This is a genomic window from Paracoccus simplex (assembly GCF_042648325.1).
GTDB classification, from domain to species: domain Bacteria; phylum Pseudomonadota; class Alphaproteobacteria; order Rhodobacterales; family Rhodobacteraceae; genus Paracoccus; species Paracoccus simplex.
Genome location: NZ_JBHRXE010000030.1, coordinates 61,582 through 86,940 on the forward strand (window position 1 = coordinate 61,582; position 25,359 = coordinate 86,940).

The following is a 25,359-nucleotide window of genomic DNA, read 5'->3' on the forward strand; positions in this document are numbered from 1 at the left end:
CTAGAAATTCTCCAGCAGCCGGCCCAGATAGTCGCGCTCCTCGCGCGGCCGGTCGCGCTCGCCGCTGCGACGGCGGATCTCGTCCTGCAGGTCACGGGCCTTGCGCGCGGGGTCCGGCCCCTCGGCCAGGGGATCGCCGCCATTGATCGCACTGCCGTCGCCCGACAGCGCCCGGCCCAGCGGATCGGTCTGCGGCTGGCGGTCATAAGGCTGTTCCAGCCCGCGCCGGCCGCGCGGATCGCCCGAGGGGCCTTCCGGTCCGTCCTGCTGTCCGCCCTGCCGGGCCTGGCCCTGCTGCCCCTGTTGCTGGCCCTCGGCCATCATGTCGCCCAGCGCCCGCATCCCCTCGCGCATGGACTGGATCGCCTGGGCCTGGCGCTCCATCGCCCCCGAGGGATCGCCCTCGCGCAGCGCCTGTTCGGCATCCTCCATGGCGCGCCCGGCCTCGTCCAGCTGGCGCCGCGCCTCGTCGCCCTGTTCGGTGCCACGCCCGGGCAGCAGGCCGCGCTGGCGGCCCAGATCCTCGCGCAGCGCCCGCTGGCGGTCGGCGAGCTGCTGGTTGTCCTGGCTGCCCTGCCCCTCCTCGCCCTGCTGCCACTGGCCGTATTGGTCCTGCATCTGGCGCATCGCCTCGTCGGCCAGCTTCTGCTGGTCGCGCAGCGTCTCGGCCAGCCGGTCCGAGGGGCGCTGGCGGCCGCCCTCGCCGCCCTCGGATTGCGTCACCTGCAGGTTCTGCATCATGCGGTTGAACTGCTCCAGCAGTTCCTGGGCCTCGGCCATGCGGCCCTCGTTCATCAGGCGCTGGATCTCGTCCATCATCTGCTGGATCTGGTCGCCGGTGATCTGCTGGCGATCCTGCGGCGACCGGTCGAAGCGCTCGGCCGGATCCTCGCCCTGCTGCTGGGCCAGCATGTCCAGGTAATCGTCGGTGGCCTGCTTCAGCTCGTCCATCAGGCGCTGCACCTCGTCGGGGCTGGCGCCGTTGCGGATCGCCTCGGAAAGCCGCTCCTGCGCCTGCTGCATGCGCTGCAGCGCATCGGCCAGCCCGCCATCCTCCAGCGCCACCGCGGCATCCCAGAGCACCTGCGCCAGCTTGTTGCGCGTCTCCTCGGTCAGGTTGCCGGATTCCAGCGTGCCGATGGCGCCCTGCAAGCCTTTGTACAGGTCTTCGTCCATGAAACCCTCGGGCTGCCAACTGGCGGCGCGCAGAAGCTGGGCGCTGCGGGCGGCATTGCCGCGCGACCACAGCAGATCGCGCCGCAGCTCGATCAGCGCCGCCGCCAGCGGGTCGAAGAAGCGCCGGCCCGGCAGCACCATGCGCATCGGCGCCGAGACGCCCTGCTGCGCGATGCCGTCCTCGACCTTCAGCGAGACGGTGACGGGCAGGTTGGCCCAGGGATGGCGCGACAGGTCGCCGACCAGCCGGCCGCGGATCTGCTTGCGGCTGCCGGTCGCGGGCAGGGGCAGGTCCAGCGCCACCGGCTCGCGCGGCTCGGGATCAAGCGCCAGGCCGAAGCGGCGGTCGACCGCCGCCAGGTCCAGCGCGATCACCGCCTGACCCGCCGCGACGCCGTTATCGTCGCTGGCGGTGAAGTCCTGCACCAGCCGGCCGTCGGCGCGCCGCTGGGGCGCCTGGCCTGGCGCGACCTCGGGCGCGGCATCGGGCAGCACGGTCACGTCGAAGCGCCGCCCGGCGACCTCGATCACCCCGTCGCGCTCGGCCATGAACTCGGGCGCCGCGGGGTCGCCGCCCGCGACGGCGGCGCCGATATCCTGGTCGATTCCGGCCCCTTTGCCGTAAAGCCGGAAGCTCAGTTTCGAGCCCTTGGGCAGCTCCAGCCGCTGCCCCTCGGGCAAGGCGTTCAGGTAAAGCGTCGGACGGCGGGTATAGGCGGGGGGCTCGGCCCAGCCCTCCCATGAGGGACCGGCCTCGGCGCCCGGACGCGCGTCGGGCGCGGGACGGAAGGTCGCGCCCAGCGCGGCGATGCCCTGCCCCAGCTGCCCGGTCGGCGCGAAGATCAGCGCCATGGCCAGCGCCACCATGCCGACCAGCCGCAGCGCCACCGGATCGCGCCAGCGCAGCCGCGCATCGGGAACGATGGGCCGCGCGGCCAGGGCGGCGGCCTGCATCCGCGCCAGATGCGCCTGCCACAGGGCGGCGGCGCCCTCATCGCCGGCCCCGACCGCGACCCGGTCGCGCAACGCCGAAAGCGGCCGGCCCGGCAGCGCCAGGTCGACCCGCAGCCGCGCCGCCTCGGCCAAGGGGCGCCGGACTCGGCGCAGCCCCCAGCCGGCAGCCAGCAGGGCGGCCAGCGCCACCGCAGCCATCACCCAAAGCAGCGCCCGCGCGGACAGAAGATCGGTCGCGCCAAAAGCCAGCGCCGCCAGCACCAGCGCCAGAACCACGGCCAGCGGCCAGAAGGCCGCGGCCAGAGCCTCCCACCACATGCCGGCGCGGGTCAGCCCGACCGCCCAGCGAATCCGGCGCGGCTCAGCTGGATCCACGGCCCCGCCCCCTTCTTCTCCGTTTGGGAAATACCCCACGGGGGCCCGGGGGTGTGAAACCCCCGGCCACAGCGGCGCGGGAATGAGCGATCAGAGCCATTCCGGGATGGTATCGCGTCCCAGCATTTCCTCAAGCGTCGGCCGGGCCCGGATGACGGCGAATTGATCGCCGCTGACCAGAACCTCGGGCACCAGCGGCCGGGAATTGTATTCCGAGGCCATCACCGCCCCGTAAGCCCCGGCCGAGCGCAGCGCCACCAGGTCGCCGGGCGCCAGCGCCGGCAGCTCGACCGCCTTGCGGAAGGTGTCGCCGGTCTCGCAGACCGGGCCGACCACGTCATGGGGCGCGACCTCGGCCCCCGGGGCGGGTTCGCGCACCGGCACGATGTCGTGATGCGCCGCATACATCGCCGGCCGGATCAGGTCGTTCATGGCGGCGTCGAGGATCAGGAAATCCCGGCCCTCGCCCTGTTTCAGATAGATCACCGAGGACAGCAGGATGCCGGCATTGCCGGCGATGTTGCGGCCGGGCTCGATCTCGATCTCGCAGCCCAGATCGCCCACCGCCTCGCGGATCACCTGGCCGTATTCGATGGGCAGGGGCGGGGCGTTGTTGTCGCGGCGATAGGGGATGCCCAGGCCCCCGCCCATATCCAGCCGCCGGATGTCGTGCCCCTCCGCGCGCAACGCTCGCGTCAGGTCGGCCATCTTGGCATAGGCCAGCCGATAGGGCTCGAGGTCGGTCAACTGGCTGCCGATATGCATGTCGATGCCAACGACCTCGATCCCCGGCAGCGCCGCCGCCCGGGCATAGACCTCGCGGGCCCGGGCAATGGGGATGCCGAACTTGTTCTCGGACTTGCCGGTGGCGATCTTCTCATGCGTCCTGGCGTCCACGTCCGGGTTCACCCGCACGGCGATCGGCGCCACCACCCCCAGCGAGCTAGCCACCTGCGACAGCAGCTCCAGCTCCGGCTCGGATTCGACGTTGAACTGGCGGATGCCGCCCTCCAGCGCCATGCGCATCTCGGCCGCGGTCTTGCCGACGCCGGAAAACACGATCCGCGCGCCCGGCACGCCCGCCGCCCGGGCCCGCGCATATTCGCCGGCCGAGACGATATCCATGCCCGCGCCCAGGTCGCCCAGCAGCTTCAGCACCGCGATGTTGGAATTGGCCTTGACCGCGAAGCAGACCAGATGGTCGCACCACGCCAGCGCCTGCTGGAACAGCTTGAAATGCCGGGTCAGCGTGGCGGTGGAATAGACATAGACCGGGGTGCCGACCTCGGCCGCGATGCGGGCCAGCGGCACCTCCTCGGCATGCAGCCAGCCGTCGACATAGTTGAAATGATCCATGGCGTTTCCGGGTCAGAGTTTCGAAACGACGCCGATCCGCGCCTCGCCGCTGACCTGCAGGCCCGGTTCGGGCGCGGGATCGGGTCGGGTGGGCGCGCCGTCGACGCCGCAGGCGGCCAGCGTCGCCAGAAGCAGCGCCAGGGCCGCCAGCAGCAGGGGATGCGTCATGCCTTCTCTCCCAGTTTGTCCTGCCAGCGGGCGATCTGGGCGCGGACCTGCGCCGGCGCGGTGCCGCCATAGCTGATGCGCGAGGCGACCGAGTTGTGCACGCCCAGCACGCCGTAAATGTCTTCGGTGATGGCCGGATTGACCGACCGCATCTGCTCCAAGGTCAGCTCGGGCAGGTCCACGCCCTGCTTCTCGGCCATGGCCACCAGCGCGCCGGTGACGTGATGGGCGTCGCGGAAGGGCAGCCCGGCCTCGCGCACCAGCCAATCGGCCAGGTCGGTCGCGGTGGAAAAGCCCGAACCCGCCGCCGCCTCCAGCCGGTCCTTGTTCGCCGTCAGGTCCGACAGCATCCCGGTCATCGCCGCCAGTGCCAGCATCAGGTTGTCGGCGGCGTCGAAGACCTGCTCCTTGTCCTCCTGCATGTCCTTGGAATAGGCCAAGGGCAGGCCCTTCATCACCACGAACAGCGCCACGGCGGCGCCCAGGATGCGGCCGATCTTGGCCCGGATCAGCTCGGCCGCGTCGGGGTTCTTCTTCTGCGGCATGATCGACGAGCCGGTCGAGAAGCGGTCCGACATGGTCACGAAGCGGAACTGGGCCGAGGACCAGATCACCAGCTCTTCGGCCAGCCGCGACAGGTGAACGGCGCAGATCGCCGCCGAGGACAGGTATTCCAGCGCGAAATCCCGGTCGCTGACCGCGTCGAGGCTGTTGGCCATCGGCCGGTCGAAGCCCAGCGCCGTCGCCGTCGCCTCGCGGTCGATGGGGAAGCCCGTCCCGGCCAGCGCGGCGGCGCCCAAGGGCGATTCGTTCATCCGCCTGCGCGCGTCCTGAAAGCGCGACAGGTCGCGGCCGAACATCTCGACATAGGCCATCATGTGATGGCCCCAGGTCACCGGCTGCGCGGTTTGCAGATGGGTAAAGCCCGGCATCACCCAATCCGCGCCCTTTTCCGCCTGCGACAAAGCCGCGCGGATCAGGGCATCCAGCCCGGTGATCGCCGCGTCGCACTGGTCGCGCACCCAGAGCCGGAAATCCGTCGCCACCTGGTCGTTGCGCGACCGCGCCGTATGCAGCCGCCCCGCCGGCTCGCCGATCAGCGCCTTCAGCCGCGATTCCACGTTCATGTGGATGTCTTCCAGCGCGGCCGAAAAGGGAAAGCCGCCCGCCTCGATCTCTGACAAGACCGTGAGCAGCCCTTCCCCGATCGCCTCGGCATCGCTAGTGCTGATGATGCCTTGTGCGGCAAGCATCGCCGCATGGGCGCGGCTGCCCCGGATGTCCTGGGCATAGAGCCGCTGGTCGAAGCCGATCGAGGCGTTGATCGCCTCCATGATCGCGTCCGGGCCTGCGGCGAAACGTCCGCCCCACATCTGGTTGGCGGTGTTGGCGGGCTGCTCGGTCATGACTTGTCCTTCGGGGGGTGGAATGCGTTGGCTGGTTCTTTATACGGCGATGATCCTTGGTGCAAATGCCGGTTACGCGGGGGAAATCGACTGGCAGGCCGCGCATGACGGCGGGCTGGCGAAGCTGGCGCAAACCGACCCGACCCCGGTTCCGGCGACGGAATTCACCGATCCCGAGGGCGGCACGCACAGTCTGGCCGACTGGAAGGGCAAGGTGGTGCTCTTGAACTTCTGGGCGACCTGGTGCGCGCCCTGCCGCGAGGAAATGCCCTCGCTGGACGCCTTGCAGGCCGAGATGGGCGGCGAGGATTTCGAGGTGGTGGCCATCGCCGCCGGCCACAACCCGCCGCCGGCGGTGAAGAAATTCCTGGACGAGGAGAAGATCGCCAACCTGCCGGTGCGGCTGGACCCGCGCCAGAAGCTGGCGCGCGAGATGGGGGTGATGGGCATGCCGGTGACGGTGCTGATCGACCGCGACGGCAACGAGATCGCCCGGCTGATCGGCGGCGCCGACTGGTCCTCGGACGCAGCCAAGGCGCTTATCCGGCAGGCGACAGCGCCTTGATGCGGCCGTGGCAGGGGCAATGGGTCATGTGGTCGTTGACCAGCCCGCAGGCCTGCATGAAGGCATAGGCGATCACCGGCCCGCAGAAGTTGAAACCACGCTTTTTCAATGCCTTGGCCATGGCGTCGGACTGATCCGTCCTGGTCGGCACCTCGGCCATGCCGGCGAAATGGTTCTGCACGGGACGGCCGCCGACGAAGGACCAGATGAAGGGCGAGAAGCCCTGGGACGATTCGATGTCCAGAAACAGCCGCGCGCCCTTGACGGTGGCCTCGATCTTGCCGCGATGGCGGATGATGCCGGGGTTCTGCAGCGCGGCCGCGACCTCGGCCTCGCCCCAGCGGGCGACGCGCTCGGGGTCGAAGCCCTCGAAGGTCTCGCGGAAGGCGTCGCGCTTGCGCAGGATGGTGATCCAGCTCAGCCCGGCCTGGAAGCCGTCCAGCACCAGCTTTTCCCAGAGCGCGCGGGGATCGTATTCCGGCACCCCCCATTCCTCGTCGTGATAGGCGACATAAAGCGGGTCGGTCCCGCACCAGGCACAGCGTTCGGTCATGTCAGGCAAGGGTCCGTTAACCTCGAGTCGAGAAAGCATCTGGAGTTTACGCGATCTTAGGGGATGATCGCCAGACTTGCGCCGATGACAGGAGTCTAGGCATGACCGACACGTTTGATTCGCCACAGGAAATGGGCTCTCCGCTGGATTTCGCGGTCGAACAGCAATCGCGCGTGACCATGGCCACGGTGCGCCGGGCGGTCTCGCGCGGCGATGCCGTGCTGGCCTATCAGCCGGTGGTGCGGGCGGACCGGCCCGACCATGCGGCCTTCCACGAAGGGCTGATCCGCATCATCGACGAAACCGGCCGCATCGTGCCGCTGCGCGACTTCCTGCCGCTGGCCGAGACCACCGAACTCGGCCGGCAGATCGACTGCCTGTCGCTGGCGCTCGGCCTGAAATCCCTGGCCGAGGAACCTGCGCTGCGGCTGTCGATCAACATGTCGGCGCGCTCCATCGGCTATCCGGCCTGGTTGCGTACCCTGCGCGAAGGCATCGCCGGGCAGGACAGCCTGGCGGAGCGGCTGATCCTCGAGATCACCGAAAGCTCGGCCATGGGCATGCCCGAGGTGGTCGGCCGTTTCATGCAGGAACTGCAATCCCACGGCGTCAGCTTCGCGCTGGACGACTTCGGCTCGGGCTATACCTCGTTCCGCTACCTGCGGGATTTCTGCTTCGACATGATCAAGATCGACGGGCAGTTCATTCGCGACATCGCCGAGCAGCGCGACAACCAGGTGCTGACCCGCGCCCTGCAATCCATCGCGCATCACTTCGACATGTTCACCGTGGCGGAATCGGTCGAGACGGCGGATGACGCGGCCTTCCTGATCGACATGGGCATCGACTGCCTGCAGGGCTATTACTTCGGCGCACCGACCATCGTGCCGCCATGGAGATCCCCGAATGCCGCCGCAAGGCGCAGCTGAGTGGCAGCGGCCCGCAGCATGCACCGGCACAGGCACAGGCACAGGCACAGGCACAGGCACAGGCACAGGCATTCGGGGGGCCGTTGCGGTGGGTTTTCAAGGTGACGCTTGCTGGCGGCCGGCTTGCACATGCGCGGTGAAACCCGGCGACACAGCCAGCCCCTCGCCCCTCGCTTTCGGCCGCCGCATGGCATCGCCGCCGGCCGGGGGCCTGCGGCAGGGAATCGGCGGCGCCCAGCGGTTTCGGGCGCGACGCGGCGGGGGATGCGGCGGGCGATTGCGACACCGCCCCGCGGCTTCGCGTCGGGAAGCCTGCTTGACCTCGCGGAACGAAACGGCAAAGTCACCCCGTTGCCGGACTTATCGGCCATATGGGAAGGAGCCCGCCATGACCAAAGCTGTAATCGTATCCGCTGCCCGGACCCCCGTGGGCAGTTTCCTCGGGTCCTATGCGAATCTGCCGGCGCATGACCTTGGCGCCATCGTCCTGAAGGCCATCGTCGAGCGGGCCGGCATCGATCCTTCCGAAGTGTCCGAAACCATTCTCGGCCAGGTGCTGACCGCCGCCCAGGGCCAGAACCCCGGTCGCCAGGCGCATATCAAGGCCGGCTATCCGCAGGGCTCCGCCGCCTGGGTCATCAACCAGGTCTGCGGCTCGGGCCTGCGCTCGGTGGCGCTGGCGGCGCAACAGGTGCTTTTGGGCGACGCCACCGTGGTCGCGGCGGGCGGCCAGGAATCGATGTCGCTGGCGTCGCATGCCGCCTATATCCGCGCCGGGCAGAAGATGGGCGACCTGAAGATGCTCGACACCATGATCAAGGACGGGCTCTGGGACGCCTTCCACGACTACCACATGGGCACCACGGCCGAGAACGTGGCGACGAAATGGGGCATCACCCGCGCCGAGCAGGACGAATTCGCCGTGGCCTCGCAGAACAAGGCCGAGGCGGCGCAGAAGGCCGGGAAATTCGCCGATGAGATCGTGCCGGTGACCATCAAGACCCGCAAGGGCGACACCGTGGTCGATGCCGACGAATACATCCGCCACGGCGCCACGCTGGAAGCCATGCAGAAGCTGCGCCCCGCCTTCAGCAAGGAGGGCACGGTGACCGCCGCCAACGCTTCGGGCCTGAACGACGGCGCCGCCGCGGTGCTGGTGATGGCCGAGGACGAGGCCGCCCGCCGCGGGCTGACGCCGCTGGCGCGCATCGCCTCCTATGCGACCGCCGGTGTCGACCCGCAGATCATGGGCACCGGCCCGATCCCGGCCAGCCGCAAGGCGTTGGAAAAGGCCGGCTGGTCGGTCGGCGATCTGGACCTGGTCGAGGCGAACGAGGCCTTTGCCGCCCAGGCCATCGCCGTCAACCGCGACATGGGCTGGGATCCGGCGATCGTGAACGTCAACGGCGGCGCCATCGCCATCGGCCACCCGATCGGCGCCTCGGGCTGCCGCATCCTGAACACGCTGCTGTTCGAAATGCAGCGCCGCGATGCCAAGAAGGGCCTGGCCACGCTGTGCATCGGCGGCGGCATGGGCGTCGCCCTGTGCCTGGAACGTCCCTGATCGAAAAAGGCGCGCGCAACTATCTTGCGCGCGCCCGCCGGGTTCGGTAACACAATTTCAAGACCATTTTCAAAGGGGGACGAGAAATGGCAAAAGTGGCCCTTGTGACCGGCGGCTCGCGCGGCATCGGCGCGGCAATCTCGAAGGCGCTGAAGGAGGCGGGCTATACGGTCGCCGCGAATTACGCCGGCAATGACGACGCCGCCCGCGCCTTTACCGAGGAAACCGGCATCAAGACCTATAAATGGTCGGTCACGGATTACGATGCCTGCGCGGCGGGCATCAAGCAGGTCGAGGAAGAACTGGGCCCGGTCGCCGTGCTGGTCAACAATGCCGGCATCACCCGCGACGCGATGTTCCACAAGATGACCGCGCAGCAGTGGAAAGAGGTCATCGACACCAACCTGACCGGCCTTTTCAACATGACGCATCCGATCTGGTCGGGCATGCGCGACCGCAAGTTCGGCCGGATCGTCAACATCAGTTCGATCAACGGCCAGAAGGGCCAGGCCGGCCAGGCGAACTATTCGGCGGCCAAGGCGGGCGACCTGGGCTTCACCAAGGCCCTGGCCCAGGAAGGCGCCCGCGCCGGCATCACCGTGAACGCCATCTGCCCGGGCTATATCGGCACCGAGATGGTGCGCGCCATCGACGAAAAGGTGCTGAACGAACGCATCATCCCCCAGATCCCGGTCGGGCGGCTGGGCGAACCCGAGGAGATCGCGCGCTGCGTCGTCTTCTTGGCCTCGGACGAGGCCGGCTTCATCACCGGCTCGACCATCAGCGCGAATGGCGGCCAGTTCGTCGTCTGACCGCCGCACCGGACGGACCCCGGAATGACAACGGCCCGCGAGATCTCGCGGGCCGTTTCTCATTCCATGGTGAAAGCCTCGGGCGGGACGAACCCGCCCGGCGTCACAATCTAATGCGACAGGCGTGTGATCTCTTCCTTGAGGCGAAGTTTTTCCTTCTTCATCTGGGCGATGGCGAGGTCATCCGTGCCGGGGCTGCGATGCGCGGCCTCAATGGCGTTCGAAAGTGACTGATGTTTGCGGCGAAGCTCCTGCACATGGGATTCAACCGACATTCCGTCCTCCTCTTGGATTGATCGAACCCAGGGATTGCAGCACAGAATCGTCACATTGTCACCGAAAATCCGGCCCTGCGGGCGAAAGCGCCGCACCCTCGCGCAAAACCGCCTGCGCGGCCACGGTCAGGTCCTCGCCATCGCCCGAATGTGACGGATTTGCGTGCATGACAAAGGGGGATAGCAGCCGCAGCGGCGCCCGCGCGCCCTTGCGGGCCGAGAGGATGATCCGGCCCGCCTCGCGCCCCTCGCGCGCCGCCACTGGCAGGATCGTGACCGCCCCGGCCGCGGGCGAAAGCGCCGAGAGAATCGCCCCCAGCCGCTCGGCGCGCTGGATCAGCGTCAGCCGGCCGCCGGTCCGCAGCCGGCGCAACCCGGCGGCGATCCAGGTCTCCAGCGGCGTATCCTCGTGCCGGGCCCGGCCGCGCCCGGCATCGGGGGCCACGGTGCCGGCGGTGAAATAGGGCGGATTGGCGATGACATGGTCGAAGCTCAGGGCGCGCAGCGCGGCCGGCGGCCGGGCCAGGTCGCCCTGGAGGATCTCGGCCGCGACGCCGTTCGCCGCGGCGCTGCGCCGGGCCAGCGCGGCGTAATCCTCTTGCAGTTCCAGCCCGAACAGCCGCAGGCCCGGCACCCGCGCGCCAAGGCACAGCAGCGCCACCCCGGCGCCGCAGCCCAGTTCCAGCACGCTTTCGCCGGCTTGCGCCGGGCAGGCTGCGGCCAGCATCACCGCATCCGCCCCGGCGCGATAGCCCTGCGCCGGCTGGGCGATGCGCAGCCGCCCGCCAAGGAAGCCGTCCTCGCGCAGCTCAGTCATGATGGATGCGGTTGTCGCGCAGGATGGCGCGCGCCATGAACAGGTCGCGATCCGCCACCATCAGCCGCCGCGGCAGGATGCCCAGCGAGCCTTCCAGCACGCTCATGTGCTGGTCCAGCGGGAACGACTGGATGCCCTCGGCCGCCAGCAGATCGGCGACGCGGGTGATCAGAAGCGGGTCGGTGGTGCGCAGAAGCTCTTTCATGTCCCCAGAAAGTTAAGCGGCAGTTGCGATTGTGTCCATGGCATGGCAATGGCTTGCGGCGAAAGGGGATCGCTGATGGGCATGAACGAAAACGTCTCCAAGCCGCTCGACCGGCTTTCGGCCGAACTTGCCGGGGATATGGACCGGGTGAACGCGCTGATCCGCGACCGCATGGCCAGCCGCCATGCGCCCCGCATTCCCGAGGTGACCGCGCATCTGGTCGAGGCCGGCGGCAAGCGGCTGCGGCCGATGCTGGTGCTGGCCGCGGCAAGGCTCTGCGGCTATCAGGGCGACAGCCATCTGCTGCTGGCCACCGCGGTCGAGTTCATCCATACCGCGACGCTTCTGCACGACGACGTGGTCGACGAAAGCCGGCAGCGCCGCGGCCGGCCGACCGCCAACCTGCTGTGGGACAACAAGTCCAGCGTGCTGGTCGGCGACTACCTGTTCGCGCGCAGCTTCCAGCTGATGGCCGATACCGGCAGCATGCAGGTCATGCGCATCCTGGCCAATGCCAGCGCCACCATCGCCGAGGGCGAGGTGCTGCAGCTGACTGCCGCCCAGGACATCGCCACGACCGAGGACACCTATATCCAGATCGTGCGCGGCAAGACGGCGGCGCTGTTTTCCGCCGCGACCGAAGCGGGGGCGGTGGTGGCTGGCGCCGATCCGGCGGTGCAGCAGGCGCTGTTCGATTACGGCGACGCGCTGGGGATCGCCTTCCAGATCGTCGACGACCTTCTGGATTACGGCGGCTCGACCACCACCATCGGCAAGAATGTCGGCGACGATTTCCGCGAACGCAAGCTGACCCTGCCGGTGATCAAGGCCATCGCCCACGCCGACGCCGATGAGCGCACCTTCTGGGAGCGCACCATCGGCCAGGGCCAGCAGGAGGAGGCCGACCTGGCCACCGCGCTGGAGATCCTGCGTCGCCGCGAGGCGCTGGCCGCGGCGCGCGCCGATGCCATCGCCTGGGCGGAACGCGCCAAGGCGGCGCTGGCCCCGGCGCCCGCTCTGCCGCTGCGGGCGATCCTGTCCGACCTCGCGGATTTCGTGGTCTCGCGGCTGTCCTGACCCGACCGGCCTGCGATAGGGAAAAGCCCCGCCATCGGCGGGGCTTTTGCTTGTCTCGGCATGGGCCTCAGCTGTTGTAGGCGTTCTCGCCATGGGTGGTGACGTCCAGGCCCTGACGCTCGTCGGCGGCCGAGCTGCGCAGCCCGGTGACCGCCTTGACGATCATCAGCGCCACGAAGGACACTACGCCCGACCAGATCACCGCGACCCCCACGCCCAGCGCCTGGGTCGTGACCTGTCCGGCGATGCTGTAATCCGCCGCGACCGCACCGGCCGCGTAATCGTAGATGCCCGAACCGCCCAGCGACGGCGCGGCGAAGACGCCGGTCAGGATGGCCCCGACGATACCGCCCACGCCGTGGATGCCGAACACGTCCAGGCTTTCGTCGATGCCCAGCTTGCCCTTGAGGCTGATCACGAACCACATGCACAGGAAACCGGCCGCAAGGCCGATGACGATGGCACCCATCGGCCCCACGAAACCGGCCGCCGGGGTGATGCCGACCAGGCCGGCGATGGCCCCCGAGATCCCGCCCAGCAGCGAGGGATGGCCGCGGAACAGCCACTCGCCGAAGGCCCAGGCCAGCGCCGCGGCCGAGGTGGCGACGGTGGTGTTCAGGATCGCCAGCGCCGCGGTGCCGGTCGCCTCCATGTTCGAACCGGCGTTGAAGCCGAACCAGCCGATCCACAGCAGGCAACCGCCCAGGAAGGTGAAGGGCAGGTTGTGCGGCGCCATCAGCTCCTTGCCGTAGCCCAGGCGCGGCCCGACCACCAGCGCCGCCACCAGCCCAGCGATGCCGGCATTGATATGGATGACGGTGCCGCCGGCGAAGTCCAGGTCGCCATGGCCGAACAGGAAGCCGCCGGGCGCATCATAGGCCGAGGGACCGCCCCACCACCAGACCATATGGGCCATCGGCAGGTAGGAGAAGAAGAACCAGATCACCACGAACAGCAGGATGGCCGGGAACTTCATCCGCTCGACCGTGGCGCCGACGATGAGCGCCGGCGCGATGCAGGCGAAGGCCATCTGGAAGATGACGAAGACATATTCCGGCACGAAAACGTTCTGGGTGAAGGTCTCGGCCAGCGACGAGGTGTCGACGCCGGCCAGGAACGCCTTCGACAGCCCGCCGATGAAGGGGGTCAGCCAGGTCGCCTCCTCGGCCGAGCCGGCGCCGGTGAAGGCCAGCGAATAGCCGAAGCAGACCCAGAGGATCGACATGATGCAAAAGACGGTGAAGACCTGCATCAGCACCGACAGCATGTTCTTGGCGCGCACCAGGCCGCCATAGAACAGCGCCAGTCCCGGAATGCTCATCATCATCACCAGGATGGCCGAGACCATCATCCAGGTGGTGTCGCCCTTGTCGACGATCGGCGCCACGGTCGCGGCGACCGTCTCGGCCATGGTGGCGGGGGCCTCGGCATCCTGCGCCAGCGCCGGCACCGCCAGCCCGATCAGCGGAAGGACGAGCGCCGGGATCATGGATTTGATCGCGGTTGGTCTGATCATGTTTCCTGCACCTCTTTCTGCATCGCGGCAGTTCCGTGTCTCGGCCAGAAAACCTGCGGGCCCGGCGGTCGCACAAGCATTGTGCAGCTTCCCGCCGGGCCCGCCCCCCGACTGCCCGAATTTTACGCGCTTCTGCCGGGGTTTGCGCCCTCTCGCGGCAGTTCACTGATCGGTCATCGCGGTTCTCAAGCCCGGCGCTTTGCTGTATTGTCCGCGCCAACAGGCCGGAGGACTCGGCCGGGCAGGATAGCAGGCATGAAGAAACCGACCGGCGGGGGCCGCATCGTTGCGGACAAGCGCAATTTTGACCAAGCCCCTCAGAAAAGACAGAAACAGCCCCAGGAACCGCGCCGCAAGCCGCCGCGCCGCCCGCGCCGCGGCAATGTCGTGACGCGGGGAATCGCCGGCTTCGTGACCCTGGTCTGGCGGGTGATCTGGGGCTCGTTCTGGCGGCTGGGTCTGACGGTTGCGCTGATTCTCGCTGCCGCGACCTTCTATTTCTACACCACCCTGCCCGAGGCTTCGGCGCTTTTCGACGGCCGCGCCCGCGGTTCCGTCACCATGCAGGACAACGAGGGGCGGGTCTTCGCCTGGCGCGGCGAAACCTTCGGCATGGTCAGCGCCGACAAGATCGCCCCGGTGCTGAAAAGCGCCGTGGTCGCCACCGAGGACAAGCGCTTTTACGGGCATTTCGGCGTCAGCCCGCGCGGCATCGCCTCGGCCATCAAGATCAACCTGGCCGCCGGCCGCGGCCCGCTGGAGGGCAACGGCGGCTCGACCATCACCCAGCAGGTGGCCAAACTTCTGTGCCTGGGCGACACTTTCGACCCGATCCGCTGGAAGTCCGAGGCCGAGTTCGAGGCCGAATGCCGCAAGTCCTCGATCTGGCGCAAGGTGAAGGAAGTCCCCTATGCGATCGCCATGGAGGCGAAATACTCCAAGGAGGACATCCTCAACATCTACATGAACCGTTCGTATCTGGGTGCCGGTGCGCGCGGCTTCGAGGCGGCGGCGCAGCGCTATTTCGACAAGTCGGCGGCCGAGGTGAACGCCTCGGAGGCGGCGATGCTGGCCGGGCTCCTGAAGGCGCCCAGCTATTTCGCGCCGACCTCGAACCTGCAGCGGGCGCAGGACCGGGCCTCGGTGATCCTGGGGCTGATGCACGAGCAGGGCTTCCTGGACGACGCGCAATATGCCGATGCCCAGGCGCAGCCGGCGGTGCTGTCCAAGGCGGCGGCGGCGCGGGCCGGCGGCTATTTCGCCGACTGGGTGATGGAATCCGGCCCCGGATTCCTGACCAGCGAGACGACCGAGGACGTGACCATCCAGACCACCTTCGACCAGCGCGTGCAGCGCGCGGCCGAGCGGGCGCTGAAGCGGGTCTTCGACGAAAAGGTCGCCAAGGGCTCGACGGCGCAGGCCGCCGTGGTGGTCATGTCGCCGGACGGCGCCGTGCGCGCCATGATCGGCGGGCGCGACAACACTGTCTCGGGCACCTTCAACCGCGCCACCCAGGCCAAGCGGCAGACCGGATCGAGCTTCAAGCCCTTCGTCTTCGCCGCGGCGCTGGACCAGGGCTACGGCCCGAACGACATGGTGCTGGACGCGCCGCTGACCATCAACGTGCGCGGTTCCGGCCCCTGGTCGCCGCAGAACTACACCCGCCGCTATTCGGGCGAGGTCACGCTGACCCGGGCCTTGACCCAATCGCTGAACACCGCGACCATCCGCCTGCAGGAGATCGCCGGCCGCGACGCGGTGCGCCGGGTGGCGCGCGATTTCGGCGTCTCGGACGAGATGGCCAAGGGGCCGTCGCTGGGGCTGGGCGTGTCCGATTCGACGCTGCTGAACATGACCGCCGCCTATGCCGGCATCCGCAATGGCGGCACCGCCGTCAGCCCCTATGGTCTGGTCGAGCTGCGCATCAAGGGCGACGACCAGGCGCTGATCGGCCAGGCCGGCGGCATGGGCCAGAGGGTCATCTCGCAAAAGGCGGCGGGCGAGCTGATCGGCATGATGCAGCAGGTGGTCGAACGCGGCACCGGCGGCCGCGCCCGGCTGAAGGGCCGGCCGGCGGCGGGCAAGACCGGCACCACCTCGAGCTATCGCGACGCCTGGTTCATCGGCTTCACCGGCCAGTATGTGACCGGGGTCTGGATGGGCTATGACGACAACAAGCCGCTGAAGGGCGTGACCGGCGGCGGCCTGCCGGCCGAGATCTGGCAGGCGGTGATGACCGAGATCCACGAGGGCCTGCCGGTCGAGCCGCTGGGCAATTTCGTCTTCGACCCGAACAGCGCCGTGCCGCAGGTGGTCAGCTCGGACGAGGCCGGCGCCGGCGATCCGCTGGCCGCGGCACTGTCCGAGGCGCTTGGCCAACCCGCGCAGCAGGGTCAGACGCAGCCGCAGGATCCGGCCGGGCAGCCGATGGACCAGGGCGGCGGGCGCGTGCTGCCCGATCCGGGCGTCGAGCAGCCCGGCGGGCCGCCCACCTTCCCGGCCGAGACCGTGACCAGCGACCCCGAGGCCGAGATGCCGGCCGACGACCCGCTGACCCAGGCCCTGCGCGGCATCGACGGCGTCTATCAGCAATAGCAAAAGGCCGGTCCCGCGGGGCCGGCCTTTCTGCTTGGCGGATCCTGTGTTTCCGGCAGCGCGGGCTTCGCCGCTGCGGGGGTATTTGGACAACCGAGAAGCGGATTTCCGCGAGGGCGGCGGGTTCAGCCCGCCTGTTGCAGGTCCGCGGTCAGGCCCGCCAGGTCGCCGCCGCGCCGCGCCAGCATCGCCCCGATTTCGGCCCGTTCCGAGGCGAGCATGTTCACCCCCTCGATGATGATGTTGAAATAGCGGCTTTTCCCGGATTTGTCCGAGACATGCCACTCGACCTCCATCGGGCTGCGGCCCTTCAGATAGGCGACCGAGGTCACCGCATAGAAGGATTTGACCGGCTTGGCGCCCGTCACCTCGATCCTGGAGCCGATGAATTCGCGGAAGCGCTTGCCGTATTTGCGGCCGATATAGCCCTGGAATGCCTGCCGGTAGGCCGCGAACTCGGCGGCGCCGGCCTGCCGCGCCGCCGGCCCCAGGGCCGAGCGCGCGATGATGTCGACATCCGCATAGCGCGCGAAGATCGCCTCGAAGGCCTTGTACATCTGCGCCGGCGGCTGGCCGGAATTGATCACGGTATAGACCTCGTCCAGCGAGGTCTGGATCAGCGCCCGCGCCTCGTTCGTATCCAGCGCCCATACCGGGGCGGCGGCCACCGCCAGGCCACCGGAGAGCAGGCTCCCGGTCATCAGCCCCAGGAATCCGCGGCGGGTCTCATTCGGCATAAGGGTCAATGTGCTCTCCTTCCTCGCCCAGTTCGTGGCGGCGATGCTGAAGCCAGATCAGCCGCGTCTGGGCATAACTATCGGCGCTTTCGTGCAGGATGCTATCGACGGAATCGCCGAAACGCCCCCGCTCACCGGCTTTTGAGACGACGCGCGCGCCCATGCCGATCAGATACTGGTCGCGGTTCAGCCAGCCCCGCATCGGGTCGATGGCGATATCGACCACGCGCCCGGCCGCATCGCGCGCCGTCGAGGGGCCGATCAGCGGCAATTCCAGATAGGCGCCCTCGCCCACGCCCCAGGCGGCCAGCGTCTGGCCGAAATCCGTATCCTCCTCGGGCAGGGCGAAATCCTTGCCCGCGGGATCAAGGAAGCCCGCGAAGCCCAACGTGGTGTTCACCACGAAGCGGAAGGTCGTGCGCACCGCCGGCGCCGGCTTGCCCTGCAGCAGGTGGTTCACCGCCTTGCCGGGCAGCGCCAGGTTTGCGCCGAAATTCCCCACCGCTTCGGTGAGTTGTCCGCCGCCGCCGCCCGAAGCGCCGCGGCTGACCGGCTTGACCAGATGCGTGTCCACCCCCTTGTTGAAGGCATGCACCCTGCGGTTCATCGGCTCCAGCGGGTCGTTGATCTGCCCCGGCTCGCGGGGGGTGGCGCAGGCGGTGAGAGCCAGCGTCGCGACAAGAGGAATCCAGCGGTTCAATATTTTGCTAACTTTCCGTTGCTAACCGTGATTTTTCAGGCCGAATCCCCCGCATCGGGAATACAATCTGTTCTGCTGCGTAGAGTTGGGATAAGCGCTGCGACAACGCCGGGCAAGCCCGGCCAGACGATGAGGAAAGGAACCGGCATGGCTTCGCCGCCGATGCGACATGACGGCCGAAAAGAGCTTGCCTCCGCGCGCGGCAGGGCATGGCAGCTCTATGCCTTCGTCGGGCTGTTTTCATTCGCGGTGAACACGCTGATGCTGACCGGGCCGCTGTTCATGATGCAGGTCTATGACCGCGTGCTGGCCAGCCGCTCGGTCGAGACGCTGACGGCGCTGTTCCTGCTGGTGGTGTTCCTGTTCGCGATGATGGGCGTGCTGGACCTAGCGCGCAACCGCATCATGGCCCGCGTCGCCGCCCGCTTCCAGGAACGGATGGAGGGGCGGGTCTTCACCGCCGGGCTGCAGGACGGCCAGGCGGCGGGTTCGGACCTGGTGGTGCGCGGCGGCATGCGCGACCTCGAGGCGGTGCAGCGGCTGATCGGCTCGCCGGTGCTGATGGCGATTTTCGACCTGCCCTGGGCGCCGTTCTTCCTGGCCGCGGTCTTCATCTTCCACCCGCTGCTTGGCGCGGTCGCCACGGCGGGCCTGCTGGTGCTGGTGATCGCCACGGTGCTGAACCAGTGGCTCAGCCGCGATTCGCTGCAGCAGGCCGCCATCGCCGGCCAGTCGGCCGAACGCATGTCCGACCTCTACCGCGACGAGGGTGAGCTGATCGGCTCGCTCGGCATGCGGGCCGCGGCCTTCCACCGCTGGCAAGAGGCCCGCGACCGCGCGACCGAGGCGACGATGCGCGGCAATGACCGCGCCACCAGCTTCACGGTGTTTTCCCGCACCTTCCGGCTGTTCCTGCAAAGCGCGCTGCTGGCCGCCGGCGCCTGGCTGGTGCTGCGGCAGGAGGTGACGCCCGGCGCCATGATCGCCTCGTCGATCCTGATGGGCCGGGCGCTGGCGCCGATCGAGCAGGTGGTCGGCGGCTGGGCCATCGTCCAGCGCGCGCAGGACGGTTGGAAACGCCTGTCGGACCTTCTGGCGCGCCGGCCGCCGCCGACCGCCCGCACCCCCCTGCCCCGCCCCGACGCCCAGCTCGAGGTGCGCAACCTGACCGTGGTGCCGCCCGGCCAGGGCGTGGCGACGCTGCGCGGCGTCAGCTTCGATCTGAACCCCGGTCAGGCCCTGGGGGTGATCGGCCCGTCGGGCGCCGGCAAGACCACGCTGGCGCGGGCGCTGATCAGCGCCTGGCCCATCGCCGGCGGCTCGATCCGGCTGGCCGGGGCGACGCTGGACCAATACGACCCGGACGTGCTGGGCGGGCTGATCGGCTACCTGCCGCAGCAGGTCACCCTGTTCGATGGCACCATCGCCGAGAACATCGCCCGGCTCTCGCCCGAACCCGATCCGCAGCGCGTCGTCGCCGCGGCCACCGCGGCGGCCGCGCATCGCATGATCCTGGACCTGCCGCAGGGCTACGACACGCCCGTCACCCAGACCGGCGGCCGGCTGTCGGGCGGGCAGATCCAACGCATCGGCCTGGCCCGGGCACTCTATGCCGATCCGGCGATCTTCGTGCTGGACGAGCCGAACTCGAATCTCGACAACGAGGGCTCGACGGCGCTGAACATCGCCATCCGCAACATCAAGGCGCGCGGCGGCGCAATCATCATCATGGCACATCGCCCGGCGGCGATCACCGAATGCGAAATGCTGCTGGTGCTCGACCAAGGCATGCGCCGCGCCTTCGGCCCGCGCGACGAGGTGCTGAAATCGCTGGTCAAGAATGCCGACCAGATCGTCCGTGCGCAGGGCCATGGCGGAGGCGTCACATGAGCGATCCAGGCAATATCGGCCGCGCGCCGGTCGAAAAGCTGTCGGCGACGCCCGCCGACCCCGCGGGCCCGCTCCCGCATTTCCGCGCCCGCCGCGCCGAACTGCCGCATCCGCCGCCGCCGCCCCCGCCCAGACGCCCGGAATGGTCGGCCCGCGGCTCGGTGCTGCTGGGAATGGTCGCGCTGCTGGTCATGCTTGGCGGCTTCGGCCTCTGGGCCTGGACCGCGCGCATCGCCGGGGCGGTGGTCGCGCCCGGCCAGGTCGAGGTCGAACAGCGCCGCCAGGTCGTCCAGCATCCCGATGGCGGCGTGGTGGCCGAGATCCTGATCCATGACGGCCAGGCGGTGACGGCCGGCCAGCCGCTGATCCGCCTGGACGGCGCGCTGCTGAACACCGAGCTTGCCATCGTCGAGGGCCAGTATTTCGAGATCCTGGCCCGCCGCGGCCGGCTCGAGGCGGAACGCGCCGACCGCAAGGAGATCGCCTTTCCCGACCCGCTGATCGAGGCGGCGGCGACCCGGCCCGAGCTGAAGGCGTTGATGGACGGGCAGGAAAGCCTGTTCCGGGCGCGGCTGGACACGCTCAACCAATCGCTCGGCCAGCTTGCCAAGCAATCCGAACAGGTGCAGTCGCAGATCGGCGGCATCGACGCCCAAAGCGACGCCCTGCAAAAGCAGCGCGACTTCATCGCCGAGGAACTGCGCGACCAGCGCTCGCTCTTGGAAAAGGGCCTGGCGCAGGCGCCGCGCGTGCTGGCCCTGGAACGCGAGGCCGCGCGGCTGGACGGGCTTCTGGGCGAAACCACCGCCACCCGCGCCCGCGCGGTGACGCAATTGGCCGAGATCGACCTGTCGCGGCTGGAAAAGACCGCCACCCACCGCGAAGCCGCCGAGACCGAGCTGCGCGACCTTGGCTATCGCGAGCTGGAACTGGCCGAGCGCCGCCGCTCGCTGACCGAGCAGATCACCCGGCTGGAGGTCCGCGCCCCGGTCTCGGGCGTGGTGCAGGAATTGCAGGTGACCACGCCCCGCGCCGTCATCCGTCCGGCCGACCCGATCCTGTACATCATCCCGCAGGACCGGCCGCTGGTCGTCGCCGCCCGCATCGCCACCATCAATGTCGACGAGGTGCATCCGGGGCAGGAGGTGGTGCTGCGCTTCTCGTCCTTCTCGTCGCGCACCACGCCCGAAATCGACGGGGTGCTGAGCCGGGTCTCGCCCGACACGCTGGTCGACCAGGCCACGCATATCCCCTATTACCGCGCCGAGGTGACGATCCCGCCCGAGCAGGTGGAAAAGCTCAAAGGGCTGGAACTGGTGCCCGGCATGCCGGTCGAGGTCTATGTCCAGACCGGCGAGCGCAGCCCCCTGGCCTATCTGGTCAAGCCGCTGAGCGACTATTTCACCCGCGCCTTCCGCGAGAACTGAAACCGCGCCGCGCCGGCTTTCTCGGTTTCCGAAATACCCTGGGGGAGTCGTGCATCCGCACGACGGGGGCAAAGCCCCCACTCCCCGGAGGGGCCCGGCGCCCGGGCCGGGCAGGTCTCTCCCCTCCCGGCCAGCCCGCCCGCAGCGGCAGCCGCGCCGCTTGTCGTCAACGCCGGATCACCGCCAGGGCCGCGGCCCCCTCAGACGCCCAGGCACCAGCGCATGATCGCCTTCTGCGCGTGCAGCCGGTTCTCGGCCTCATCGAAGATGACCGAGTTCGGGCCATCCATCACCGCGCTCGTCACCTCGTCGTCGCGATGGGCCGGCAGGCAATGCATGAACAGCGCGTCGGGCCGGGCCCCCGCCATCAGCGCCTCGTTCACCTGATAGCCGCGCAACTGGTTGTGCCGCCGCTCGCGCGCCGATTGCGGGTCGTGCATCGACACCCAGGTATCGGTCACCACCAGATCGGCGCCCTCGACCGCCTTGGCCGGGTCGCGCTCGATCCGCACCTGCACGCCCTGGGCACGGGCGAATTCCACCGCCTCGCGCTCGGGGTCCAGCGTGGCCGGGCCGGTGAAGGTGAAGTCATAGCCAAACTGCCCGGCGGCATGGATCATCGAGCAGCAGACATTGTTGCCGTCGCCCGACCAGACCACCTTCTTGCCGGCGATGGGGCCGCGATGCTCCTCGAAGGTCATCACATCGGCCATGATCTGGCAGGGATGGGTGCGGTTGGTCAGGCCATTGATGACCGGGACCGTGGCATATTCGGCCATTTCCTGCAGCGTCGCCTCCTCGAAGGTGCGGATCATGATCAGATCGACATAGCGCGACAGCACCCGCGCGGTGTCGGCGATGGTCTCGCCATGCCCCAGCTGCATCTCCTTGCCCGACAGCACCATGGTCTGCCCGCCCATCTGCCGCACGCCCAGGTCGAAGCTGACCCGGGTCCGGGTCGAGGGTTTTTCGAAGATCAGCGCCACCATGCGGTTCTTCAGCGGCAGGTCGGCATCGGGCGTGCCTTTGGGCTGGCCGTTGCGGGCATCCTTCATCCGCCGCGCGGTGTCGATCATGCCGCGCAGATCTGCCTTGTCGGTGGTATGGATGTCGAGGAAACTGTTCATCTGTGACTGTCTTTCGGATTGATCCGGCAAGCAAGCCGCTTTGCCGAAGGGAGGTCAAGGCCCAAGGCCCGGTATCGCGGCAGAATTCGACGCAGCCTCATCGGTGCCGGGTCATGACGCGGGCCAGGGTCCCGTCCTCGGTGGGGCGCAGCTCCTCGCCGCGAAAGCCAGCCTTCCGATAGGCTCGGATCGCGCGCAGATTGCCGGGTTCGGGGTCGATGACCAGGATCGACGCCTCGGCCAGCAGCCGGTCGCCCAAGGCGCGCAACCAGGCGCCGCCATGGCCGAAACCCTCGGGTCCGGAAAAACAGTCGATCGCCAGCGCGTCGGTCGGCAGGCCGGCGAAATGCGGCGCCCCCCAGTGATGCGCCGGGTAGAATTGCGCATAGGCGACGGCCGTGCCGTTCAACAACACCAGCCATTGCCGCATTGCCGGCTCGTCCAGGTCCTCCTCGATCCCGGCCAGTTGCGCCTCGGCGCCGCGCCACCAGCGCGCCACCTCGGGCAGGTGCAGCCAATCCGCCAGCAGGGGCAGATCGGCGTGCGTCACCGGCCGGAAGCCGAACCTATCCATCCAGCCTGCCGGCCGCCCGGTCGAGCCGCGCGACCGCCTCGGCGATCTCCTCATCCGAGATGGTCAGCGGCGGCAGCAGCCGCAGCGTGTCGTCCGCCGCCGCCACGGTCAGGAGATGCTCGGCATAGCCGGCCTTGACCACCTCGCCCGGCGCGACCTTGCATTTCAGCCCCAGCATCAGCCCCTGGCCGCGCACGAAGTCGAAGACATCGGGATGCGCCGCCACCAGCCCCTCGAGCTTCTGGCGCAACAGCGCCGCCTTGCGATTCACCTCGGCCAGGAATTCCGGCGCCGCGATGATCTGCATCACCCTGGCGCCCACCGCGCAGGCCAAGGGGTTGCCGCCATAGGTCGAGCCATGCGTGCCGACCGCCATGCCGGCGGCCGCCTTTTCCGTGGCCAGCACCGCGCCCAGCGGGAAGCCGCCGCCGATGCCCTTGGCGACCATCATGATGTCGGGGGCGATGCCGGCATATTCATGGGCGAACAGCTTGCCGGTGCGGCCCATGCCGGACTGCACCTCGTCCAGCACCATCAGCGCGCCGGTCCGGTCGCAAAGCTCGCGGATCAGGCGCAGGTCGGCATCGGGCAGCGGGCGGATGCCGCCCTCGCCCTGCACCGGTTCCAGCATGACGGCGGCGGTGCGGTCGGAAATCGCCGCCTTCAGCGCCTCCATGTCGCCCCAGGGCAATTGCCGGAAGCCGGGCATCAGCGGGCCGAAGCCCTTGACCATCTTGTCCGAACCCGCCGCCGCGATGGCGCCGGTCGAGCGGCCGTGGAAGGCACCCTCGAAGGTCAGGATCTCGTTGCGGTCCGGATCGCCCGCCTCGTGCCAATATTTGCGCACCATCTTGATCGCCAGTTCCGCGGCCTCGGTGCCGGAATTGGTGATGAAGGCGGTGTCGGCGAAGGTATGCTCGATCAGCAGATCCGCCAGCTTCTCCTGCTCGGGGATCTGGTAGAGGTTCGAGACATGCCAAATCCGGTTCGCCTGCTCGGTCAGCGTGGCGACCAGATCGGGGTTGGCATGGCCCAGCGCGTTCACGGCGATGCCGGCGCCCAGGTCCAGGTATCGCGTCCCGTCCGTCGCGATGGCCCAGGAGCCCTCGCCCCGCTCGAAGGCGATGGGCGCGCGGTTATAGGTCGGCAGGACGTGCGAAATCATGGAGTTACCCTCTCTGGGAACGGCCGCGTGGCGGCACCATGGCTGACGAAAAGACGGGAAGGCAGGCGGGATCGGTCGTTGACGGCGTCAACGTCGGGGACGGGCGATATGGACGGTCCGCGTGATCATGGCCCGTCGCATAGCGCGGAAGCGCGGCCGGCGCAACGGTCATTTCTGCGGTCATTTCTGCGGTCCGAGCGGCAGCCATTTCAGGGCTTCATCCGATAGCCGGTGGCCAGCCAGCGCCAGGCGGTGAACAGGACCAGCGCCACCGTCAGCGCGCAGACCACCAGCCCGTGCAGCGCCGGCGCGTCGGAAACCCCGGCGATGCCGTAACGGGCGCCGTCGATCAGATAGAAGATCGGGTTCCAATGCGCCAGCGCCCGGAACGGCTCGGGCAGCGCCTCGACGGAATAGAAGGTGCCCGACAGGAAGGACAGCGGCGTCACGATGAAGTTGGTGATCACCGCCATCTGGTCGAATTTCTGCGCCACGATCCCGGCCAGCAGCCCCAGCCCGCCCATCAGAAGCGCCCCCAGCACCACGAAAGCCAGCGTCCAGGCCGGATGCGCCACCCCCTGGCCCAGGACCAGCGCCATGCCCGTGGCGATGGCGGCGGCGACGATCAGCGCCCGCGCCACGGCGCCGATCAGATAGCCGGCCAGGATCTCGGCCGCCGACAGGGGCGGCATCAGCGTGTCGACGATATTGCCCTGCATCTTGGCCGAGATGATGCTGGACGAGGTGTTGGCAAAGGCGTTCTGGATCACCGTCATCATCAGGATGCCCGGCCCCAGGAAAGCCAGGTAGGGCAGGCCCATCACCTCGCCCCGGCTGCGCCCCAGCGCCAGGGCGAAGACGGTCACGAACAGCGCCGAGGTCATCAGCGGCGCGAAAATGGTCTGCTGCCAGACGCTCATGAAGCGCATGATCTCGCGCCGGCTGAGCGTATAGAGGCCCAGCCAGTTCATCCGGCCAAAGCGGCGCACGCCCATCTGGCGGAATCCGGGACTGGTCGGGGTCTGTCGCATCGGCGCTCCTTGAATTTGCGGGCTCGGACGGGTAAATCTGGCTATCCCCGGATTTAAGGCCGGGTCTAGCGGAATTGAAGCCACGAACACGAAGGGCACCGGAACCAAGCCGGTGCAGGAAAGGCAAGACATGTCCTGGACGGACGAGCGCGTCGAGACGCTGAAACGCATGTGGGCCGAGGGCCAGTCGGCCAGCCAGATCGCCAAGGAACTTGGCGGCGTGACCCGCAACGCGGTGATCGGCAAGGTTCACCGCCTTGGCCTGTCGAATCGCAGCGAGGAGGGCGAGGCCGCGGCGGCCGCGGCCCCGGTCGCAGAAGCCCGGCCCGCCGCCCCGGCGGCCGCACCGCCGCCCGAGCCGAAGC

24 protein-coding genes are annotated in these 25,359 nt (G+C 68.8%); 9 read left to right on the forward strand and 15 right to left on the reverse strand.

Annotation, left to right across the window (positions count from 1 at the left end; genetic code table 11):
• The 4 genes from ACFOMP_RS11120 to argH all read right to left on the reverse strand — a co-directional run bounded on the left by ACFOMP_RS11120 (position 1) and on the right by argH (position 5,435).
• A complete protein-coding gene (locus tag ACFOMP_RS11120; RefSeq protein WP_379030437.1) occupies positions 1 to 2,505 on the reverse strand; it encodes a DUF4175 domain-containing protein in 2,505 nt (834 codons plus the stop codon).
• Positions 2,506 to 2,595: 90 nt separating this feature from the next.
• Positions 2,596 to 3,861: a diaminopimelate decarboxylase gene (lysA, locus tag ACFOMP_RS11125; RefSeq protein ID WP_289894188.1), complete on the reverse strand. Its 1,266-nt coding sequence runs from the start codon at positions 3,859 to 3,861 to the stop codon at positions 2,596 to 2,598.
• A 12-nt stretch (positions 3,862 to 3,873) separates the two neighbouring features.
• The gene (locus ACFOMP_RS11130; RefSeq protein WP_289894189.1) at positions 3,874 to 4,029 is read right to left on the reverse strand and encodes a hypothetical protein; all 156 of its coding nucleotides are present in this window, start codon (positions 4,027 to 4,029) and stop codon (positions 3,874 to 3,876) included.
• Positions 4,026 to 5,435 (reverse strand): argininosuccinate lyase, encoded by a 1,410-nt coding sequence (argH, locus tag ACFOMP_RS11135; RefSeq protein ID WP_379030440.1) that lies wholly within the window; start codon positions 5,433 to 5,435, stop codon positions 4,026 to 4,028. The genes ACFOMP_RS11130 and argH overlap by 4 nt, the downstream gene beginning before the upstream one ends.
• A gap of 22 nt (positions 5,436 to 5,457) precedes the next feature.
• On the opposite strand from argH, the gene ACFOMP_RS11140 reads away from it, so the two are divergent.
• Complete coding sequence (locus ACFOMP_RS11140) at positions 5,458 to 6,000, forward strand: TlpA disulfide reductase family protein (protein WP_379030443.1); 543 nt, start codon at positions 5,458 to 5,460, stop codon at positions 5,998 to 6,000.
• Here ACFOMP_RS11140 and ACFOMP_RS11145 read toward each other — a convergent pair.
• A complete protein-coding gene (locus ACFOMP_RS11145; RefSeq protein WP_379030446.1) occupies positions 5,975 to 6,553 on the reverse strand; it encodes a DNA-3-methyladenine glycosylase I in 579 nt (192 codons plus the stop codon). The genes ACFOMP_RS11140 and ACFOMP_RS11145 overlap by 26 nt on opposite strands.
• Positions 6,554 to 6,654: 101 nt before the next feature.
• Between ACFOMP_RS11145 and ACFOMP_RS11150 the strand changes: the two genes are divergently transcribed.
• The 3 genes from ACFOMP_RS11150 (at position 6,655) to phbB (ending at position 9,858) form a co-directional block, all read left to right on the forward strand.
• Positions 6,655 to 7,482, forward strand: coding sequence for an EAL domain-containing protein (locus ACFOMP_RS11150; protein WP_289894193.1), 828 nt, complete (start codon positions 6,655 to 6,657; stop codon positions 7,480 to 7,482).
• Between the two features lie 388 nt (positions 7,483 to 7,870).
• Positions 7,871 to 9,046: an acetyl-CoA C-acetyltransferase gene (locus ACFOMP_RS11155; RefSeq protein ID WP_379030451.1), complete on the forward strand. Its 1,176-nt coding sequence runs from the start codon at positions 7,871 to 7,873 to the stop codon at positions 9,044 to 9,046.
• An 86-nt stretch (positions 9,047 to 9,132) separates the two neighbouring features.
• Complete coding sequence (phbB, locus tag ACFOMP_RS11160; RefSeq protein ID WP_379030454.1) at positions 9,133 to 9,858, forward strand: acetoacetyl-CoA reductase; 726 nt, start codon at positions 9,133 to 9,135, stop codon at positions 9,856 to 9,858.
• 110 nt (positions 9,859 to 9,968) lie between these two features.
• Here phbB and ACFOMP_RS11165 read toward each other — a convergent pair whose 3' ends face one another.
• The 3 genes from ACFOMP_RS11165 to ACFOMP_RS11175 are packed head-to-tail and all read right to left on the reverse strand — an operon-like array spanning position 9,969 to position 11,155.
• Positions 9,969 to 10,133, reverse strand: coding sequence for a YdcH family protein (locus tag ACFOMP_RS11165; RefSeq protein WP_114349765.1), 165 nt, complete (start codon positions 10,131 to 10,133; stop codon positions 9,969 to 9,971).
• Between the two features lie 58 nt (positions 10,134 to 10,191).
• Positions 10,192 to 10,950, reverse strand: a complete 759-nt coding sequence (locus ACFOMP_RS11170) for a tRNA1(Val) (adenine(37)-N6)-methyltransferase (RefSeq protein WP_379030458.1) — start codon at positions 10,948 to 10,950, stop codon at positions 10,192 to 10,194.
• Complete coding sequence (locus ACFOMP_RS11175; RefSeq protein WP_019352147.1) at positions 10,943 to 11,155, reverse strand: putative signal transducing protein; 213 nt, start codon at positions 11,153 to 11,155, stop codon at positions 10,943 to 10,945. The genes ACFOMP_RS11170 and ACFOMP_RS11175 overlap by 8 nt, the downstream gene beginning before the upstream one ends.
• Positions 11,156 to 11,230: 75 nt before the next feature.
• Between ACFOMP_RS11175 and ACFOMP_RS11180 the strand changes: the two genes are divergently transcribed.
• Positions 11,231 to 12,232, forward strand: coding sequence for a polyprenyl synthetase family protein (locus ACFOMP_RS11180; protein WP_379030461.1), 1,002 nt, complete (start codon positions 11,231 to 11,233; stop codon positions 12,230 to 12,232).
• Between the two features lie 67 nt (positions 12,233 to 12,299).
• Here ACFOMP_RS11180 and ACFOMP_RS11185 read toward each other — a convergent pair whose 3' ends face one another.
• Positions 12,300 to 13,748 (reverse strand): ammonium transporter, encoded by a 1,449-nt coding sequence (locus ACFOMP_RS11185; protein WP_379030464.1) that lies wholly within the window; start codon positions 13,746 to 13,748, stop codon positions 12,300 to 12,302.
• A gap of 255 nt (positions 13,749 to 14,003) precedes the next feature.
• Here ACFOMP_RS11185 and ACFOMP_RS11190 point away from each other — a divergent pair, with 255 nt between their 5' ends.
• Positions 14,004 to 16,343 carry a transglycosylase domain-containing protein gene (locus tag ACFOMP_RS11190; protein ID WP_289894198.1) on the forward strand — a complete coding sequence of 780 codons (2,340 nt, stop codon included), beginning with the start codon at positions 14,004 to 14,006 and terminating at the stop codon, positions 16,341 to 16,343.
• Between the two features lie 125 nt (positions 16,344 to 16,468).
• On the opposite strand, the gene ACFOMP_RS11195 is transcribed toward ACFOMP_RS11190, so the two are convergent.
• Positions 16,469 to 17,080 (reverse strand): MlaC/ttg2D family ABC transporter substrate-binding protein, encoded by a 612-nt coding sequence (locus ACFOMP_RS11195; RefSeq protein ID WP_379030483.1) that lies wholly within the window; start codon positions 17,078 to 17,080, stop codon positions 16,469 to 16,471.
• A complete protein-coding gene (locus ACFOMP_RS11200) occupies positions 17,070 to 17,780 on the reverse strand; it encodes an MlaA family lipoprotein (RefSeq protein ID WP_289894199.1) in 711 nt (236 codons plus the stop codon). Before ACFOMP_RS11200 ends, ACFOMP_RS11195 begins: the two co-directional genes overlap by 11 nt.
• 147 nt (positions 17,781 to 17,927) lie before the next feature.
• On the opposite strand from ACFOMP_RS11200, the gene ACFOMP_RS11205 reads away from it, so the two are divergent.
• Positions 17,928 to 19,670 carry a type I secretion system permease/ATPase gene (locus tag ACFOMP_RS11205; RefSeq protein ID WP_379030468.1) on the forward strand — a complete coding sequence of 581 codons (1,743 nt, stop codon included), beginning with the start codon at positions 17,928 to 17,930 and terminating at the stop codon, positions 19,668 to 19,670.
• On the forward strand, positions 19,667 to 21,097 hold the full coding sequence (locus ACFOMP_RS11210) for an HlyD family type I secretion periplasmic adaptor subunit (RefSeq protein WP_289894201.1): 1,431 nt from the start codon (positions 19,667 to 19,669) through the stop codon (positions 21,095 to 21,097). Before ACFOMP_RS11205 ends, ACFOMP_RS11210 begins: the two co-directional genes overlap by 4 nt.
• 200 nt (positions 21,098 to 21,297) lie before the next feature.
• Here the strand turns inward: ACFOMP_RS11210 and argF are convergent, their stop codons facing one another.
• From argF to ACFOMP_RS11230, 4 genes are all read right to left on the reverse strand, one after another.
• Positions 21,298 to 22,224, reverse strand: coding sequence for an ornithine carbamoyltransferase (gene argF, locus ACFOMP_RS11215; RefSeq protein WP_289894202.1), 927 nt, complete (start codon positions 22,222 to 22,224; stop codon positions 21,298 to 21,300).
• A gap of 97 nt (positions 22,225 to 22,321) precedes the next feature.
• The gene (locus ACFOMP_RS11220) at positions 22,322 to 22,798 is read right to left on the reverse strand and encodes a GNAT family N-acetyltransferase (protein WP_379030472.1); all 477 of its coding nucleotides are present in this window, start codon (positions 22,796 to 22,798) and stop codon (positions 22,322 to 22,324) included.
• Positions 22,791 to 23,963: an aspartate aminotransferase family protein gene (locus ACFOMP_RS11225; protein ID WP_289894204.1), complete on the reverse strand. Its 1,173-nt coding sequence runs from the start codon at positions 23,961 to 23,963 to the stop codon at positions 22,791 to 22,793. The genes ACFOMP_RS11220 and ACFOMP_RS11225 overlap by 8 nt, the downstream gene beginning before the upstream one ends.
• 209 nt (positions 23,964 to 24,172) lie before the next feature.
• Positions 24,173 to 24,994: an ABC transporter permease gene (locus ACFOMP_RS11230; RefSeq protein WP_379030474.1), complete on the reverse strand. Its 822-nt coding sequence runs from the start codon at positions 24,992 to 24,994 to the stop codon at positions 24,173 to 24,175.
• Between the two features lie 130 nt (positions 24,995 to 25,124).
• Between ACFOMP_RS11230 and ACFOMP_RS11235 the strand changes: the two genes are divergently transcribed.
• Positions 25,125 to 25,359 (forward strand): GcrA family cell cycle regulator (locus ACFOMP_RS11235; RefSeq protein WP_379030477.1); only part of this gene is annotated, 235 nt, incomplete at its 3' end.

What these genes read in the sequence shown, in the direction of transcription:
- lysA (WP_289894188.1), bottom strand. Translation starts at nt 3,861, where the DNA reads ATGGATCATTTCAACTATGTCGACGGCTGGCTGCATGCCGAGGAGGTG.
- ACFOMP_RS11130 (WP_289894189.1), bottom strand. Translation starts at nt 4,029, where the DNA reads ATGACGCATCCCCTGCTGCTGGCGGCCCTGGCGCTGCTTCTGGCGACG.
- argH (WP_379030440.1), bottom strand. Translation starts at nt 5,435, where the DNA reads ATGACCGAGCAGCCCGCCAACACCGCCAACCAGATGTGGGGCGGACGT.
- ACFOMP_RS11140 (WP_379030443.1), top strand. Translation starts at nt 5,458, where the DNA reads ATGCGTTGGCTGGTTCTTTATACGGCGATGATCCTTGGTGCAAATGCC.
- ACFOMP_RS11145 (WP_379030446.1), bottom strand. Translation starts at nt 6,553, where the DNA reads ATGACCGAACGCTGTGCCTGGTGCGGGACCGACCCGCTTTATGTCGCC.
- ACFOMP_RS11150 (WP_289894193.1), top strand. Translation starts at nt 6,655, where the DNA reads ATGACCGACACGTTTGATTCGCCACAGGAAATGGGCTCTCCGCTGGAT.
- ACFOMP_RS11155 (WP_379030451.1), top strand. Translation starts at nt 7,871, where the DNA reads ATGACCAAAGCTGTAATCGTATCCGCTGCCCGGACCCCCGTGGGCAGT.
- phbB (WP_379030454.1), top strand. Translation starts at nt 9,133, where the DNA reads ATGGCAAAAGTGGCCCTTGTGACCGGCGGCTCGCGCGGCATCGGCGCG.
- ACFOMP_RS11165 (WP_114349765.1), bottom strand. Translation starts at nt 10,133, where the DNA reads ATGTCGGTTGAATCCCATGTGCAGGAGCTTCGCCGCAAACATCAGTCA.
- ACFOMP_RS11170 (WP_379030458.1), bottom strand. Translation starts at nt 10,950, where the DNA reads ATGACTGAGCTGCGCGAGGACGGCTTCCTTGGCGGGCGGCTGCGCATC.
- ACFOMP_RS11175 (WP_019352147.1), bottom strand. Translation starts at nt 11,155, where the DNA reads ATGAAAGAGCTTCTGCGCACCACCGACCCGCTTCTGATCACCCGCGTC.
- ACFOMP_RS11180 (WP_379030461.1), top strand. Translation starts at nt 11,231, where the DNA reads ATGGGCATGAACGAAAACGTCTCCAAGCCGCTCGACCGGCTTTCGGCC.
- ACFOMP_RS11185 (WP_379030464.1), bottom strand. Translation starts at nt 13,748, where the DNA reads ATGATCAGACCAACCGCGATCAAATCCATGATCCCGGCGCTCGTCCTT.
- ACFOMP_RS11190 (WP_289894198.1), top strand. Translation starts at nt 14,004, where the DNA reads ATGAAGAAACCGACCGGCGGGGGCCGCATCGTTGCGGACAAGCGCAAT.
- ACFOMP_RS11195 (WP_379030483.1), bottom strand. Translation starts at nt 17,080, where the DNA reads ATGCCGAATGAGACCCGCCGCGGATTCCTGGGGCTGATGACCGGGAGC.
- ACFOMP_RS11205 (WP_379030468.1), top strand. Translation starts at nt 17,928, where the DNA reads ATGGCTTCGCCGCCGATGCGACATGACGGCCGAAAAGAGCTTGCCTCC.
- ACFOMP_RS11210 (WP_289894201.1), top strand. Translation starts at nt 19,667, where the DNA reads ATGAGCGATCCAGGCAATATCGGCCGCGCGCCGGTCGAAAAGCTGTCG.
- argF (WP_289894202.1), bottom strand. Translation starts at nt 22,224, where the DNA reads ATGAACAGTTTCCTCGACATCCATACCACCGACAAGGCAGATCTGCGC.
- ACFOMP_RS11220 (WP_379030472.1), bottom strand. Translation starts at nt 22,798, where the DNA reads ATGGATAGGTTCGGCTTCCGGCCGGTGACGCACGCCGATCTGCCCCTG.
- ACFOMP_RS11225 (WP_289894204.1), bottom strand. Translation starts at nt 23,963, where the DNA reads ATGATTTCGCACGTCCTGCCGACCTATAACCGCGCGCCCATCGCCTTC.
- ACFOMP_RS11230 (WP_379030474.1), bottom strand. Translation starts at nt 24,994, where the DNA reads ATGCGACAGACCCCGACCAGTCCCGGATTCCGCCAGATGGGCGTGCGC.